We start from the raw sequence: 14,931 nt of genomic DNA on the forward strand, positions 1-14,931 counted from the left end.
GCTACGACACGCATGTCGGCGGCGGCAGCGAGCCCGGTGCCAGGAATGCGCCTTCATACTTGCCGAGATAGTAGGAACTGACCCTGCTGGTGCCGTAATAGTGCGGTGCCGGCAGCTGCTGCCGCCACAGCGACAGCAGACGGTGAGCTTCACCGTTGACCAAGCGCCCCGACGCCAGATCGACGACTTCCTCGGCCACCGCGCGGATTTCGTCCGACGAATTGTTCTGCGGCTGCGCCCCGCTGCGAGCGAGAACGCAGGCATCGAACAGGCGCCAGCGCCAAGGAGCCGATGTCAGCTGCGCCTGACTAAGCATCGTGCCGTCGGTGAGGCGAACCGGCTTCAGCGCAAACCGAACGTCACCGTTCCACAACTGCGGATCCGTCGTGATGCAGTTGACGAGCGCACTCGGAATCCCGAAGCTGACCGCGACATTCGTCAATCCCGAGGTCGTGCCGATGAACGCCCTGGCGTTCCGGATCAGACAAATGTCCATCAGTTCGGAGCGGAAGTCGCTCAAAGCATAGTCGATCGCGCGATCGAGAGACGGAAGCTTGGGCGAGTTCGGCCCGCCGAGCTTGATCACCCAGCCGCCCCTGTCAATGATGGCGCGGATCGCATCGAGGTAGGTCTCGATCGGCGAGTTGCGATGGGTCTGCCCGGTCCCGTCGACCTCGGCGTAGTGGGATGCGTCACGGATATGCAGGCACACATACCAGTCGTCCGGCTTCATGCCCCAGGCTTCGCGCATCCGCCGAAAATCGTCCTGGACTTGCGGCGCCGTCCCGAAGATCCGGTCATACTCGTCGCGCAAAGCATGGCCCCGGCCTTCTTTTTCCCATTGTACGATGGCAAGCGCCCCGGCTTCCTGCCACGGCACGACCTCACCATTCGGCAACTGGAACGCGTTGAAGTTCATGCCGTACCAGCGCTGCAGCGACAGCAGTTCCTCACCGACGGCATGCGAGACCGTCTCACCGATCACGACGACATCGGCGAACCTCTCGAACAGCCGAAAGAACGTCCTGTTGGCAACGAGGTCCGAGCGCACCACGATCAGCGGTTTACCCGACCACCAGCCCAGGTCGCGCATCCGGAACAGGATGTCGAGCATCCCGAGATGACCGATCTGTGTCGTCCATTCCTCCGGAAGCAACCGCAGCTGGTCGAGCGGGATGCCCAGTCCGCTCAACGCGCGGCCGGCTTCCGCTGACACGGCCGGTGCTCCCTTGCTGCGCAGCTCCGATTGCGCCGCGAGCGCCCTCGCAAACAGCCCGATACCGAGATCGCCCCGGCCGACATGCGTCACGCGCTGACCTGTGAAGTTGCAAACGTCGAACATCCGGCCCAGCGAACCGCAGGCAAAGTCGAGAGGATTGGGACGGTAGCCCCGCGCCGGTCGCGACGCCATGTTCTGATGCGGACGCATGTAGTCGGACAGGCCGTGGCAGGCACTCGACACGCTTTCGAGCGCGCTGGTCTCGTCGCCGGCGATAATCTCGAGCATACCCTTGAGAAAGGCCAGATGGGCCTCCAATTCGGATCTGGCTTGCAGAGGCAACTGCGCGGCCAGCAGATGCGCCCGCTCGAAGTCCCCGAGCTCGAACAGCGAACGAAGCGTCGTGTTCGCCAAATCCAGTGAGAGAGGCGCGAGCCGATCCTGCATGACCAGGTCATGGGCCTCACGATCGGCTCCGAGCCGCAGCAGAAGCTCCGCTGACTGGATCGGAAAGTACCGCCTCATCCATCCCGAAAACGTCCGGTCCGGCTTCCGCGCCAGCATCGAGGCGACATGCACCTGATAGGCCCTTTCAAGCAGACGCCGGGCGCGATGTTGCCCGATCTCGAGCATCATGAGGATCAGGAAGGCCAGACGAGGTGGCAGAAGGCTGAGAAACCAGGCGGCCCACCCGATCAAGATGCGTGCCCATCGTTGCGGCTGCAGCACGAACAGCTCCCTCCAGCGCGCAAGTCCGGCCGGCAGCGCCACGACCAAGGGCGACCGCTCGATAGCGCGACGTCTACGCTTTGGGCCCAGGAAATCCAACGACGCCTTGAAGCGCTGCATCCGATACCCCAACTCTGGCTCCGGCTCGCGGTCAGTCCCGCCACCTCAAAAGTCCGGTCAATCCCCGCAGAGGACCAGGACGGATCGAGATCAAGAGGCTCCTGCCGTTCGAGATCCCGGGCCGGCACCGAGATGAGGCCTCGAAACAGCAGGCTTGCAAAGCGGGCGACCTCTCGATCGCGCCGTCAATTCAACGTACGGCCGATGATGGCGACGATCCGGTGAAACCACTCGGCGATTGGCAAGAAGCCTGCCCTGTCGACGATCAGCAGAATTGTGGACCACAGAACCAGTTGCTCGAGCGCAACCCGACCCAGTCCGACCGAGCGAAATATGAACGTCGTAGACGCCGCCAGGACAGAGTTGAGGAACCCCGCACCTAGCGCCAGGAAGACGGCAAAGCATGCCGTGCTCACGCAGACAATCCGAAGAATTGTCCGTAGGACCAGAACCATCTCTTTCACGCAGGTGCCCCCTCTTGCCACCGTCGAATCATGTGACGGAAGACCAGCCGCCCAAAACCAGCAAACACCGTCTACAGCATCTCTCACCGAGACGAACGCGCAAAATCAATTTGGAAAAGCGGACAGGTCTCCAATCCAACGTGGGTGACACAGTTACTGGCGCGTCATTTGGCATCGGGCACTTGCAGCACGGCTCAGAATGGCGAACGTTCAGCACGAACTTTGCATCAGGACGGTTTTTGCAAACGACACAGGTCCAAGGCCCGTTTTTGCCAATCCATGGCACCTGTTGCAGGGCGAATTTTACGTTGTGTTGTTTCCAGTTACACTGCTATTGCGGTTAGCCTTGAATGGCAACATCCTTCGCGCGGCCGGATTTCCGGATGCGGCGGCGGCCAACAGTGTGTCCTCGTTCGATGCGATCCAGCTGAAGCCATGCCCACCAGATCACCGTTCGGCTGTCGCGTATGCGGTCAGCTGATCAGCACGCAAGCTCTCTCGCTTGATGGGCTGTTCGTCTGCAACCGCTTCACGCCCGATGGTCGTGCCCAACGCCCGATGACGCTCGACATCGTCGAATGCGAAACATGTCAGCTGGTTCAGCTTGGCGAGGCCCCGCCGCCGGAAGCCCTTGTTCCGACCGTTCCATGGATCCGTTACCGCGAGCCGGAGGGCCATCTGGACTCGCTGGTCGAACAACTCCTTGACCTGCGACCGCTTGCCAGACGCGCGCTCGGCACCGGGCCGTTCGAGCAGCCATTCCTGGCCCGTCTTGGCGGCAAGGGCCTGGACATCGCCGCCCTAGATATTGATACGAATGGCGCTCCGGGCCGCTATCCCTATCTCGAGACATGGCAGGCTCATCTCAACGCGGCACACCTGTCGGCGCAAGCGGTTCAATCGGGCACCTTCGATATCGTCTCCTGTCGCTATCTGATCGAGCATACCTCCGAACCCGTGGCTGCGCTGCGGGCCCTTCGGCAGACGCTCAATCCGGACGCCCTGCTCGTCATCGAGGTGCCCGACAGCAGCAAGTTCCTGGCAGCCCGCGACTACTGCTTCCTGTGGGAGGAGCACAGCTGCTATTTCGTCGAGGAAACGCTGCGCCGTCTGGCCGAGGCGAGCGGTTATCGCGTGCTGACCGTCCTTCGCTACCCCGGCACGCTGGAAGACGCCCTGGTCGCCGTCCTGACGCCGGCGGATGCGCCGATCCCCGCGGCCGCGTCTTGCGGACCGTCCAGCCTGTTCCAGGCCTATCGTGACCATTTTGCCCCTGCTCGCGCGCAACTGCGCAGCAAACTCATCGGCCTGGCAGGTCCGGGCCACGACCGGATCGCCCTGTTCGGCATCGGCCATCACGCCATCATGTTCGCCAACGCCTTCGGGGTGGCCGACATGATCGCGCTGGCGGTTGACGACGACGCGGACAAGCGGGGCTTTTTTCCACCGGGATTCCGCGTCCCCGTGGTAGGCTCGGACCGCCTGCTGGCCGACGAGCGGATCACCACCTGCCTGTTCGCCGTGGCCCCGCATGTCGAGGGCCGGGTCCGCGACAAGCTCGCCCCGCTCGCCGCGCGGGGCGTGGCGTTCCACTCGATCTACGCCGCGCTCGACAATGCAATCACGAAGGATCTCGCCTGATGAGCCTGGTTCAAAAATCCCCGGAGGTGTTCCTGGCCGAGGGGCCGATCGCCTCCGTCGGACAAGCGGAGATCGCTACACTCAAGGCCGCGGTCCAGGCCAGCCCGAAGCGGCGGGCGCGCATCAACGCCCATCCGGATGGTGACGACCAGTTGCACGAGATGATCATCGCGATCGATTCGAGCTCCTACATCCGGCCGCACAAGCATCCGGGCAAGAGCGAGGCGTTCCACATCGTCGAGGGCGAGGTCGACATCGTCGTCTTCGATGACGCCGGCGAGATCGCGCGCGTCGTCGAGCTCGGGCCGCCGGGCGGCACGCGCCCGTTCTATTACCGGATGTCGAACGCGTTCTTCCACACGCTGATCATCCGCAGCGATCTGCTGATCGTGCACGAGATCACCAATGGCCCGTTCCGGCCCGGCGCCAGCCTATTCGCCGATTTCGCGCCGGAGGACAGCGACGCTGCCGCGGCCGAGACCTACCAGGCCGATCTCGTCCGGCGCGTCGCAGCGCTGCAGGACGCCGCGGCATGACCAGCCATGCCGTCGTGGTCGGCGGCACCCGCGGTCTCGGCCGCGTGGTGGTCGAGCGTTTCCTCGCCCGCGGCTGCGCGGTCAGCGTGGTATCGCGGCAGCGTCCGGCCGATTTTCCCGATCAGCCCGGGCTGAAGCATTTTTCCGCCGATCTCGAGCGTAGCGACAGCTTTGCGGGTCTTTGGCGCGAGATTGCCGATGCGAACGGTCCCATCCGCTATCTCGTCCTGAGCCAGCGCTTCCGCGGCCAGGGCGACCCCTGGGCCGGCGAGATCCAGGTCGGCCTGACCGCCTCGCGTGACCTGATAGAAGGGTTTTCCGGCCATTTTGCCGAAGACGGCGACCGCGCCATCGGTGTGGTCAGTTCCGTCTATGCCGAATTCGTCGGCTCTTCGCAGCCGGTCGGCTACCACGTCGTGAAGGGCGGCCTGAACGCGATGGTCCGGCACTACGCCGCGACCCTCGGCCGGCGCGGCATCCGCGTCAACGCGATCATGCCGCTGACCTATCTGAAGCGCGAATCGCGCGTCTTTTACGAGCAGAACGAGAAGCTGATGGAGACCTACCGGAAGCTGGTCCCGCTGGGCCGGCTCGGGACGGCCGAGGAATGCGCCGACGCCCTCGATTTCCTCTGCAGCGCCCGCGCATCGTTCATCAACGGGCAGAGCCTGTTCCTCGATGGCGGAGTGTCCACAGTCTGGCAAGAAGAGGTCGCCAAGAGCTTCGCGGGCCTGTAAAACCCGCCGCAATTCACTCTTCGGCCGACCGTCCCTGCCACGGGGACTGCCAACCTGGGATCGCCACGAAATGCAGCACGTCAAGCACAAGACCGATTGCCGCCTGTGCGGATCGACCTCCCTCGATCACGTGCTGCCGATCAGGCCTTCCGCGATCGGCGATGCGTTCGTGACGGCCGACCGGCTCGGCGAGAAGCAGGATCTGTATCCGCTGGACTGCTATCTCTGCCTGTCCTGCGGCCATCTGCAGAATCTCGACGTCGTCGATCCCGACATCCTGTTTCGTGACTACACCTACCGCACCTCGGTCTCGCTCGGCCTCGTCGAGCATTTCAAGCGCTATGCCCGGTCGGTGGTATCCACGCTCGGCATCCCGCAGGGCAGCCTCGTCGCCGAGATGGGCAGCAATGACGGCTCGCTGCTCAAGGCGTTCAAGAACGAAGGCATGCGGGTCCAGGGCATCGACCCGGCGCGCGACATCGCCGCGACGGCCACGAATGAAGGCATCCCCACGATCCCGGATTTCTTCACCAGCGCGCTGGCGGCCCGCATCAAGGCCGAGCAGGGCGAGGCCAAGCTGTTCTGCGCCAACAACGTGTTCGCCCATATCGACAACATGTCGGACGTGGTGAAGGGCATCCGGCTGCTGCTCGCCGACGACGGCGCCTTCGTGTTCGAGGTCTCCTACATCGTCGACATGATCGACAACATGGTGTTCGACACGATCTATCACGAGCACGTCTCGCATCACGCGCTGATCCCGCTCGAGACCTTCATGAACCGGCACGACATGACGCTGTTCCACGTCGAGCGCACCGGCACCAAGGGCGGCTCGATCCGCGCCTTCGCGCAGCCGAAATCGACCGGCAAGCGTCCGCGCTCGGCAGAGCTGTCGACCTTGATCGCCGAGGAGGAACGGCGCGGGGTCACCAAGCCGCAGATCTATCGCGACTGGTTCGTGGCCATCGAAGACTGCAAGCGCAGGGTGCTGGCCACGCTCGACGAGGCCATTGCCGCCGGCAAGCTGGTCGCCGCCTACGGCGCCTCGACCACCACGACCACCCTGCTCTACCATTTCGAGCTGGAGAGCCGCATCAAGTTCATCGTCGACGACAACCAGCTCAAGCACGGCCGCTTCAGCCCGGGCGCCCATATCCCGGTGCAGCCCTCGAGCGAACTCGCCACCCGCAAACCCGACATCGTCGTGATTCTCGCCTGGATCTATGCCGACCCGATCCTGAAGCGGAATCAGGCCTATCTGGACGCCGGCGGCCGCTTCCTGGTGCCGCTGCCGGAGCCGCGGGTCGTCGATGCCGCGGGATCGACAGCGATCTGAGCCGCCGCTGACGCCATCGGCGGCTTCCTCCAGCTGGCCGGTTGACAGCCTCCGCATAACATGGTCCAGCAAGCGCTGGCGATCGACTGCCGGTGCGCCGGGGCCGATCGCTTTTCAGCTGTCAAGCCAGACACTTACGGCACTCGCGAGGTAGCAGGATGACCACCGTGACCGATGGACAGGTCGAGCGGTTCGTGGTTGCGGATCGGCGTCGCTTTTCCTGGGAGCGCTGCCGCGAGGACATCGCGCCCTTCATCACGCGTCACGTCACCTGGCGCGCGCTCGCCGCCGGCGACATCCGTTCGAAGTATCGCCGCACCATGCTGGGCCCGTGGTGGATCACCGCGACCAACGCGATCACCGCGCTGATCATGGGCACCGTCGCCGGCCGCTTCCTCGGCGCCGACATGAAGACCTACCTGCCCCACTTCATGGTCAGCATGACGATCTGGAGCTTCATCTCGTCCTCGCTCAGCGAATCCTGCTACACGATGATCAATGCGGGCGGCATGATCAAAGCCGTCGACATGCCGATTCTGATCCACGTCATGCGCATGGTTCAGCGCAACCTGATCATCTTTCTGCACAACATCGCCGTGATTCCGTTCATCTGGCTGGTCTATCCATGGTCGGTCGGATTCGGAATGGTGCTGGCCATCTTCGGCCTGATGATCGTCTACGTGTTCGTCGTCAGCGCCTCGGTGATCGTCTCCATGATCTGCGTGCGCTATCGCGACGTGCCGCCGGTCATGGCCGCGGTGCTGCAGCTCCTGTTCTTCATCTCTCCGATCATCTGGGAACCGTCGAGCATTCGCGGCGGCGAGCTCATCGTCACGCTCAATCCTATCGCCTACCTGCTTTCGGTCACGCGCGGCCCCCTGATGGGAGACATTCCCGGCCTTGCGACCTGGGCCGGTGCCATCGGATCGGTCGCGGTCCTGACCGCCGCCATGATCTTTATCTACACGCGCTATCGGTCGCGCGTGGTGTATTGGGCCTGATATCGTGGCCGGGACGTCTGGATCCGCCTTCCAATGACTCTGATTGAAGCCAAGCAACTCGGCATCGAATTTCCGGTCGCGCCGCCGAACGCACGATCGTTCCGGCATCTGGCCATCAAGGCGGCGTCGCGCGTCGGCGGCCGGGTCGCGAAGAGCCAGGGCTCGTTCCAGTTCGTCCAGGCGCTCGACGACATCAGCTTCACCTTGAAGCAGGGCGACCGGCTCGGCCTGGTCGGCCATAACGGCGCCGGCAAGACCACGCTGATCCGCGTGCTCGCCGGCATCTACGAGCCTACGCGCGGCTCCCTGCGGGTCGTGGGGCGCAACGTGCCGATGTTCGACATCGGCCTCGGCATGGACGAAGAGGCGTCAGGCTACGAGAACATCCGGACACGCGGCCTGATCCTGGGGCTCTCGCCCGAGGAGATCGAGCAGCGCGTGCCGGAGATCGCCGAATTCGCCGAACTCGGCGACTATCTCGAGCTGCCGATCAGGACCTATTCCTCGGGCATGCTGCTGCGCCTGGTGTTCTCGATCGCAGCCTCGATTCACGGCGACATCATCCTGATGGACGAATGGATCGCCGTCGGCGACGCGCAGTTCCGCAAGAAGACCCATGACCGCCTGCAGCAGATCACGCTGCGCTCGGGAATCGTCGTGCTGGCCTCTCACGATCATGGCCTGTTGCGCGACACCTGCAATCTCGGGCTCTACCTCGACGGCGGACGCGTGCGGGCGTTCGGAGACATCGAAGACGTGATGAAAGAGCTGGCCAAGGACTGAGCGGCCGGAGCCGGACAAGATGCGGCATGATGCTCGCTGGACATGACCAGGATGACCGCCTCTCCCGCTGCGCCGACCGTGACCCTGGTGGTCCCGAACTTCAACCATGCTCACTACCTGCGGGAATCGCTCGGCAGCATCGTCAATCAGACCCGCGCCCCCGACCGGGTCATCATCATCGACGACTGCTCGACGGATGACAGCATTGCGGTCATCACACGGTTCACGGCGGACAGACCGACCTGGCAGCTGATCCGCCACGACACCAACCAGGGCGTCGTGCGCGGCCAGAACGAGGCGCTGGCGGTCGCGGACACCGACTGGATCGGCTTCCTCGGGGCCGACGACGCGCTGCATCCGACCTATCTCGAGAAGGCCATGGTGCAGGCAGCCGGTCATCCGGAGGCCGGCCTCATCTTCGCCTGCTGCGAGATCATCGGGCCACGCGGACCATCCGCAAAGCGCATGCTGCGCCCGATCATGCTGCCCGCCTCACGATCGGCGATGCTGGCGCCGGGGGACGTCCGCCGCATCCTGCATTTTGGTGACAACTACTTCTCCGGCACCACCTCGCTTTATCGCCGCACCGCTTTGCAGGCGCTGGGCGGGTTCGACGTCAAGCTCGGCTCGTTCTCGGATGCGTTTCTCGCGCGGCGGCTGGGGCTGACCTATGGCTGCTACTTCATGGCCGAGGCGCTCGGCTATTGGCGCATCCATGGCCAGAACTACTCGACGGCAACCTCGACCGACCCGACATCGCTCAATGCCAAACTGGCCGAGATCGGTTCGCTGATTGCGCAGAGCGGGCTGTTCCCCGAGGGATATGAGGATGTGTTTGCCCGGCGCAACCGCTTCGGCGCGGCACGCATGGTGCTGGGTGGTGACACGGCGCCTGCCGCCAAGGCTGCGCGCGTATCTGCCCTGCTCGACGGCAGCGCCTTCGACACCCGCCTGCTTCGGCTGATGCTGGGCTTCGGGACGCTTGGCCGTCTGGCTGCGCTCACCTGGATCACCCTGCGGACACGGCCGATGTCGCTGACGCGCCTGCTCGCCCAGAGCGGGGCACGGCGTGCGATCATATCCACGACTCCAGGCTACCGCGCGCCATGACGATTCGTGCCCCGATCGGCTCTCTCCGGCATCGCCTCGGCGAGCGGCAGGCGGCCCCTGCCCCGGGCCCAAGCGTACCAGCCGCGCGGCCATGGCCGCAGCAGCAGCCGACAGGCTGGTCGCCAAAGCGATTGCTGACCACGGCGGCGTTTCGTCTCTACGCCTTCCTGAGCGCGCGGCGGCGCCAATTGCTGCCGCTCACCACCCGCGCCGCGGACCTCGTCGACCGCAGGCTCATCGTTGCTCCTGCCGGCGCGAAACTGCTGCGGCTGCTGGACCGCCAGCTGGCAAAAGGCTCGCGGAGCGGCTGGCTGCTGGCCCGCCTGATCTCGACGTCGTTGGCGGCCGGTGCGCAGGTCCATCTCGCCGCGAGCCGCAAGCCGAGCGCGCTGCGTGCGGTCCGTGTGCTGAACCTCATCTTCCGTAGCAATGTGCGTGCGCGCGCCGGCATGGGGGCGCAGGCCTATTTCGCCACGCTGGCGCTGTGCAGCGCCTATGACCGGATCGCCCGCGAGGTACCGCGGCCTGAGACCATCGACAGTTTCGCGATCAATTTCGCGGTCGGCGTGGCGCACATGTATCGCGGCAATCTGCCGGTGGCGGCCCATTTCCTGACGGCGGCTGCGGCGTCGGGCGACGGCAATGCGCTGCGCAAGCTCGGCGCCGTCCATGCCCTGGCCGGCGATCATGTCCAGGCCGCCTCATGCTTCAAGGCCTCGGTCGCGCGTGATCCCCGCTCGGTGATGGCGCATCAGAACTACGCCGGCGGCTACGATCCATCGGCCTACACGCCGAGCGCCTGGGAGCTCGACAATGCCGGCGAGCTGCTGATCTACGACAACCTGATCCAGCTCGGCGAGAACTTCTATCACCAGGGCCGCTACGACGACACATTCCGCTGCTACCAGGCGGCGCTCGATCACCAGGACACGCTGGCGCGCAAATGGTCGATTCCCGACGCGCTGGTCCAGCGCATCGCCGCCACCAGCAGCATCTTCGATCCCGCGCTCCCGGTCCGGCTGCTCGGCTATGAATGGGTGACGCTGATCGGCCACATCGGCTTCATCGACTGCCATTTGCGCATGGCCGCGCTCGGCATGCTGCCGCGCGCCAATACCGTGCTGCTCGCTCCAACTGGCAAAGTGGTCAACCAGCCGTTTCTCCGGCTGTTCGCGCCGCATGTTACGATCATCGAGGACCCTGCGCTCGTCGATGATCTCCTGCCCTATCAGCGGCTGGTCGGAGACCAATTCATCGCCGTTCGCGGCAAGGATGGCCTGGCCGAGCCGTGGGCGCACGCGGCCTCGCGGGCCCAGGTCGCCTGGGCCGAGCAGCAGCGTGGTCCGATCGTGACGGTTCCGTCGGAACTGATGGAGGCGGGCGCGGCCCGGCTGCGTGCCGCCGGCGTGAACGCCGACTGGTTCGTCGCGATGCACATCCGCGAGGGCGGCTATCACGGCGACGGGCCCGGCACCACGCGCCAGCACCGCTCCGCCAATGTCGGCGACTATCTCGCGGCGATCGCTCACATCACCGCGCGCGGCGGCGTGGTCGTCCGCCTCGGCGACCGCAGCATGACGCCGCTGCGCGGTATGACCGGCGTGTTCGACTACGCCCACAGCGACATCAAGTCGGCGGAGATGGACCTGTATCTCTGCGCCGCCGCCCATCTGTTCGTCGGGACGACGTCGGGGCTGACCACGGCGGTGCAGGCGCTGGGAACGCCGATGCTGCTGGTCAACTGCATTTCCAACGACTGCCAGTTCTGGCACGAGCGCACCGACTTCACGCTGCGTCCGGTCTACGATCGGCGCAACAGGCGCTACCTGTCGCTGCGCGAGACCTACCGCCAGCCGCTGCAGGCGCTGCTGATCGACACCGCCGTGCTGGCGCGCTACGGGCTCGAGATCCACCCCAATACCGCACAGGACATCACGGAAGCCGTTCGCTACAGGCTCGATTGCCTGGACGACGCCGGCCGGTCGTTGCGTGCGGGCGGGCCCCTGCTCGATGGCTATCGCGCGGCTCTTGCCGACAATCCCTATAATTTTGGTGCCGCGTTACCGGTGCCGACATTTCTCAACCGGCTGCCCGAACTGCTGGGTTGAACGGGCGGGGAACCTAGGTTCGACCAGGGCCCGCAGCCGGTCGTTTTCCCGTGCTTCGAGCTGCGCATTAACCTCTGAGCAAGATCGTTGCCCTGATAGGTAGTAGGCACGACCGCGAATCGGCTCGGCAGCGAGTCGATACGATCGAGCCATGCGCCGTTCGCGCGAACCGCTGGAACTGAGGCAATGCCTGGAGTGTCCAACTCACAGTCGTCCACGATCTCAACCACCTACGATGCGGAGGCTCCCCGGCCATCGACCCCCGTCGAGCTGCCGGAAGAGGCCGTCGAGGCCCTGCTCGCACAAGGGGATTTCGCCGGCACCGGCGCGGTCACAGCGGTGACATCAGGCGGATTGACGATCAATCTGCTGTTCGACACGGCGGCGATGAATGCACCCGCGAGCTTCCGGGCCGGCATTCAGCAGGCGGCGGCGATCCTCGCCTCGGTGATCTCGGATCACATCACTGTCAACCTCAAGATCGACTACAGCGGCACCGGCGGCGGCGCGGCCGCAGGTCCTGACGGTGGTCAGTGGATGAGCTATTCGAGCGTCCGCTCCAACCTGATCAACTATGCCAGCCCCGGCGACACCACCTTCAACGCCCTGCCGGCGGGATCCAGCATCCAGGGTCAATCCTACGTCGCGGTGTGGAATACGCAGCTGAAGCTGTGGGGCGGGCTCGGCGCCAACGATACCACCACCGACGACGGCAGCGCGACGTTCGCGACCGACATCAACCCGAATCTGCTGGTCGGCGTGGCGCTGCACGAACTGACCCATGCCTTCGGCCGCGTGCCCTACGGGCCGCAGCCGGACATTTTCGACTTCTACCGTTTTTCAAGCCCCGGCGTGCGGTTGATGACGGGTGGCGCGACGGCGTCGACCGCTTATTTCTCGCTTGACGGCGGCTATACCAAGCTCGCCGATTACGGCCAGTCCTCGGATCCCAGCGACTTCCTGAACAGCGGCGTGCAGGGCGGCAACGACCCCTTCAACGAGTTCTACACCTACAGCACCTTGCAGACGCTGACGGCGGCGGATCTCAAGCAGATGGATGCGCTCGGCTTCCATCTCATTTCCGCGACGCCCGTCACGATCGAGGCGCTCGGATCGATCAGCCTGGTTCAGCTGGGCACGAGCTACTTCCTCAATCCGGTTGGCGGCGGCACCGGACCGGTGATCAAGTTCGGCGGCAGCACCGTTCAGCCCGGACAGCTGGGCGGCTGGGTCCCGATCGCGGCCGAGATCAGCGGCAGCGGTTATCAGGTCGCCTGGAAGATGACCGGCGCCGACCTCTATACGGTCTGGAACGTCGACGGCAACGGCAACTACACCGGCAACCCGATCGGCGGCCTTTCGGGAGGCACAGCCGCGTTCGAAGCGTTCGAGACGTCCTTCCATCAGGACCTGAATGGCGACGGCACGATCGGCGTGCCGACCACGGTGATCGAAGCGGTCGGTTCGACGAGCCTTGTCCAGGCCGGCAACGGCTACTTCCTCAATCCGGTCGGCGGCGGCACCGGGCCGCAGATCAGGTTCGGCGGCGCCAACCTGGTCATCGGGCAGCTCGGCGGCTGGGCGCCGATCGCCGCGGAAACCGTCGGCAGCGGCTATCAGGTCGCCTGGAAGATGGCGGGCGCCGATCTCTACACGGTCTGGAACGTCGACAGCAGCGGCAACTACACCGGCAACCCGATTGCGGCGCTCAGCGGCAGCAACAGCGCGCTCGAAGCGCTCGAACCCAACCTCCACCAGGATCTCAACGGCGACGGCACGATCGGAATCCCGACGACCGTGATCGAGGCGATGGGATCGACCAAGCTCGTCCAATCCGGATCGAGCTATTATCTCAATCCGGTGGCCGGCGGCACCGGGCCGCAGATCTCGTTCGGCGGCAGCGTTCTCATCGTCGGTCAGCTCGGCGGCTGGGCCCCGATCGGCGCCGACGTCGTCGGCAGCGGCTATCAGGTCGCCTGGAAGATGGCGGGCGCCGATCTCTATACGGTCTGGAACGTCGACAGCGGCGGTCACTACACCGACAATCCGATCGCGGCCCTCAGCGGCGGCAGCAGCGCGCTCGAAGCGCTCGAACCCAACCTCCACCAGGATCTCAACGGCGACGGCACGATCGGAATCCCGACCACCGTGATCGAAGCGCTGGGGTCGACCAGGCTCGTCCAATCCGGATCGAGCTACTATCTGAACCCGGTGGCTGGCGGCACCGGGCCGCAGATCTCGTTCGGCGGCACCGTCGTCACGGTGGGTCAACTCGGCGGCTGGGCGCCGATCGGCGCCGATGTCGTCGGCAGCGGCTATCAGGTCGCCTGGAAGATGGCGGGCGCCGATCTCTACACGGTCTGGAACGTCGACAGCAGCGGCAACTACACCGGCAACCCGATCGGGGCCCTCAGCGGCAGCAACAGCGCGCTCGAGGCGCTCGAAACCAACCTCCACCAGGATCTCAACGGCGACGGCACGATCGGCGTGCCCGCGCACGTCACGGCAGGCACGCAGTCGATGACGTCTGCCGGCAGCTCCGACGTCGTCCTGACCCTATCCAGCGGCTTCAGCGGCTATCTGATCGGTTTCGGCCATACAGGCGATCAGATCGACCTGAACGGCATCGACGCGACCTCGCTGGAAACGCATTTCGACGCCAGGAACGGGCTGCTGTCGCTCAACAACGGCACCAGCAGCGCATCGCTGCACCTCCTCGGTCCACTGTCGCAGGACAGCTTCCACTTCGCCGATGACGGCCGAGGCGGCACGATGATCTCTGGTGCAGCGGCTCCGGCCGACGGCCCCGCCCAGTCCGTCTCGTTGGCGGGACACGACAGCTTCGTGTTCGCCGAGCATTTTGGCCGGGTCAGCATTGCCGACTTCACCCCGGGCAGCGACACAATCGTCGTCAGCCACAACGTGTTCGCGAGCCAGTCGGCTCTGCTGGCATCGCTCCACGACGACGCGGCCGGCAACGCCGTCATGACCGATGCGGCGCAGGATACGATCACGCTCCAGCATGTCACGACGGCCGACCTGCTGGCCCATCTGTCGAGCTTCCACATCGTCTGATTCGCAAAGCCGCCCGGCCACCAGCAGCGCCGGCATCTGCAGCGGCTCCGCCGGCCATCCTTCCCATCTCGG

At 65.0% G+C, this 14,931-nt stretch carries 11 protein-coding genes; 9 read left to right on the forward strand and 2 right to left on the reverse strand.

The window, feature by feature from the left end:
* Nucleotide 1: 1 nt before the first annotated feature.
* Nucleotides 2-1,990 carry a TIGR04372 family glycosyltransferase gene (locus ACQR1B_RS15790; RefSeq protein ID WP_434832624.1) on the reverse strand — a complete coding sequence of 663 codons (1,989 nt, stop codon included), beginning with the start codon at nucleotides 1,988-1,990 and terminating at the stop codon, nucleotides 2-4.
* Nucleotides 1,991-2,253: 263 nt separating this feature from the next.
* A complete protein-coding gene (locus tag ACQR1B_RS15795; protein WP_434832625.1) occupies nucleotides 2,254-2,523 on the reverse strand; it encodes a hypothetical protein in 270 nt (89 codons plus the stop codon).
* Nucleotides 2,524-2,967: 444 nt separating this feature from the next.
* Here ACQR1B_RS15795 and ACQR1B_RS15800 point away from each other — a divergent pair, with 444 nt between their 5' ends.
* The 9 genes from ACQR1B_RS15800 to ACQR1B_RS15840 all read left to right on the forward strand — a co-directional run bounded on the left by ACQR1B_RS15800 (nucleotide 2,968) and on the right by ACQR1B_RS15840 (nucleotide 14,859).
* Nucleotides 2,968-4,173, forward strand: coding sequence for a methyltransferase domain-containing protein (locus ACQR1B_RS15800; RefSeq protein ID WP_434832440.1), 1,206 nt, complete (start codon nucleotides 2,968-2,970; stop codon nucleotides 4,171-4,173).
* Nucleotides 4,173-4,709 carry a WbuC family cupin fold metalloprotein gene (locus tag ACQR1B_RS15805; RefSeq protein WP_434832441.1) on the forward strand — a complete coding sequence of 179 codons (537 nt, stop codon included), beginning with the start codon at nucleotides 4,173-4,175 and terminating at the stop codon, nucleotides 4,707-4,709. Before ACQR1B_RS15800 ends, ACQR1B_RS15805 begins: the two co-directional genes overlap by 1 nt.
* Nucleotides 4,706-5,446, forward strand: coding sequence for an SDR family NAD(P)-dependent oxidoreductase (locus tag ACQR1B_RS15810; RefSeq protein WP_434832442.1), 741 nt, complete (start codon nucleotides 4,706-4,708; stop codon nucleotides 5,444-5,446). The genes ACQR1B_RS15805 and ACQR1B_RS15810 overlap by 4 nt, the downstream gene beginning before the upstream one ends.
* Nucleotides 5,447-5,516: 70 nt before the next feature.
* Entirely contained in the window at nucleotides 5,517-6,782 is a 1,266-nt protein-coding gene (locus ACQR1B_RS15815; protein WP_434832443.1) for a methyltransferase domain-containing protein, read from the forward strand.
* A 158-nt stretch (nucleotides 6,783-6,940) separates the two neighbouring features.
* Nucleotides 6,941-7,783, forward strand: a complete 843-nt coding sequence (locus ACQR1B_RS15820; RefSeq protein ID WP_434832444.1) for an ABC transporter permease — start codon at nucleotides 6,941-6,943, stop codon at nucleotides 7,781-7,783.
* A 33-nt stretch (nucleotides 7,784-7,816) separates the two neighbouring features.
* Nucleotides 7,817-8,566: an ABC transporter ATP-binding protein gene (locus ACQR1B_RS15825; RefSeq protein WP_434832445.1), complete on the forward strand. Its 750-nt coding sequence runs from the start codon at nucleotides 7,817-7,819 to the stop codon at nucleotides 8,564-8,566.
* 42 nt (nucleotides 8,567-8,608) lie between these two features.
* The gene (locus ACQR1B_RS15830; RefSeq protein ID WP_434832446.1) at nucleotides 8,609-9,676 is read left to right on the forward strand and encodes a glycosyltransferase family 2 protein; all 1,068 of its coding nucleotides are present in this window, start codon (nucleotides 8,609-8,611) and stop codon (nucleotides 9,674-9,676) included.
* Nucleotides 9,673-11,784: a TIGR04372 family glycosyltransferase gene (locus ACQR1B_RS15835; RefSeq protein ID WP_434832447.1), complete on the forward strand. Its 2,112-nt coding sequence runs from the start codon at nucleotides 9,673-9,675 to the stop codon at nucleotides 11,782-11,784. The genes ACQR1B_RS15830 and ACQR1B_RS15835 overlap by 4 nt, the downstream gene beginning before the upstream one ends.
* Before the next feature lie 186 nt (nucleotides 11,785-11,970).
* Nucleotides 11,971-14,859 carry an NF038122 family metalloprotease gene (locus tag ACQR1B_RS15840; protein ID WP_434832448.1) on the forward strand — a complete coding sequence of 963 codons (2,889 nt, stop codon included), beginning with the start codon at nucleotides 11,971-11,973 and terminating at the stop codon, nucleotides 14,857-14,859.
* The last annotated feature ends 72 nt before the right edge of the window (nucleotides 14,860-14,931 follow it).

It is taken from the genome of Bradyrhizobium oligotrophicum, from assembly GCF_051168495.1.
Lineage (GTDB): Bacteria > Pseudomonadota > Alphaproteobacteria > Rhizobiales > Xanthobacteraceae > Bradyrhizobium > Bradyrhizobium oligotrophicum_A.

Excerpts from the sequence above, each read along its gene's own strand:
- ACQR1B_RS15795 (WP_434832625.1), bottom strand. The coding sequence starts at position 2,523 with ATGGTTCTGGTCCTACGGACAATTCTTCGGATTGTCTGCGTGAGCACG.
- ACQR1B_RS15800 (WP_434832440.1), top strand. The coding sequence starts at position 2,968 with ATGCCCACCAGATCACCGTTCGGCTGTCGCGTATGCGGTCAGCTGATC.
- ACQR1B_RS15805 (WP_434832441.1), top strand. The coding sequence starts at position 4,173 with ATGAGCCTGGTTCAAAAATCCCCGGAGGTGTTCCTGGCCGAGGGGCCG.
- ACQR1B_RS15810 (WP_434832442.1), top strand. The coding sequence starts at position 4,706 with ATGACCAGCCATGCCGTCGTGGTCGGCGGCACCCGCGGTCTCGGCCGC.
- ACQR1B_RS15815 (WP_434832443.1), top strand. The coding sequence starts at position 5,517 with ATGCAGCACGTCAAGCACAAGACCGATTGCCGCCTGTGCGGATCGACC.
- ACQR1B_RS15820 (WP_434832444.1), top strand. The coding sequence starts at position 6,941 with ATGACCACCGTGACCGATGGACAGGTCGAGCGGTTCGTGGTTGCGGAT.
- ACQR1B_RS15825 (WP_434832445.1), top strand. The coding sequence starts at position 7,817 with ATGACTCTGATTGAAGCCAAGCAACTCGGCATCGAATTTCCGGTCGCG.
- ACQR1B_RS15830 (WP_434832446.1), top strand. The coding sequence starts at position 8,609 with ATGACCAGGATGACCGCCTCTCCCGCTGCGCCGACCGTGACCCTGGTG.
- ACQR1B_RS15835 (WP_434832447.1), top strand. The coding sequence starts at position 9,673 with ATGACGATTCGTGCCCCGATCGGCTCTCTCCGGCATCGCCTCGGCGAG.
- ACQR1B_RS15840 (WP_434832448.1), top strand. The coding sequence starts at position 11,971 with ATGCCTGGAGTGTCCAACTCACAGTCGTCCACGATCTCAACCACCTAC.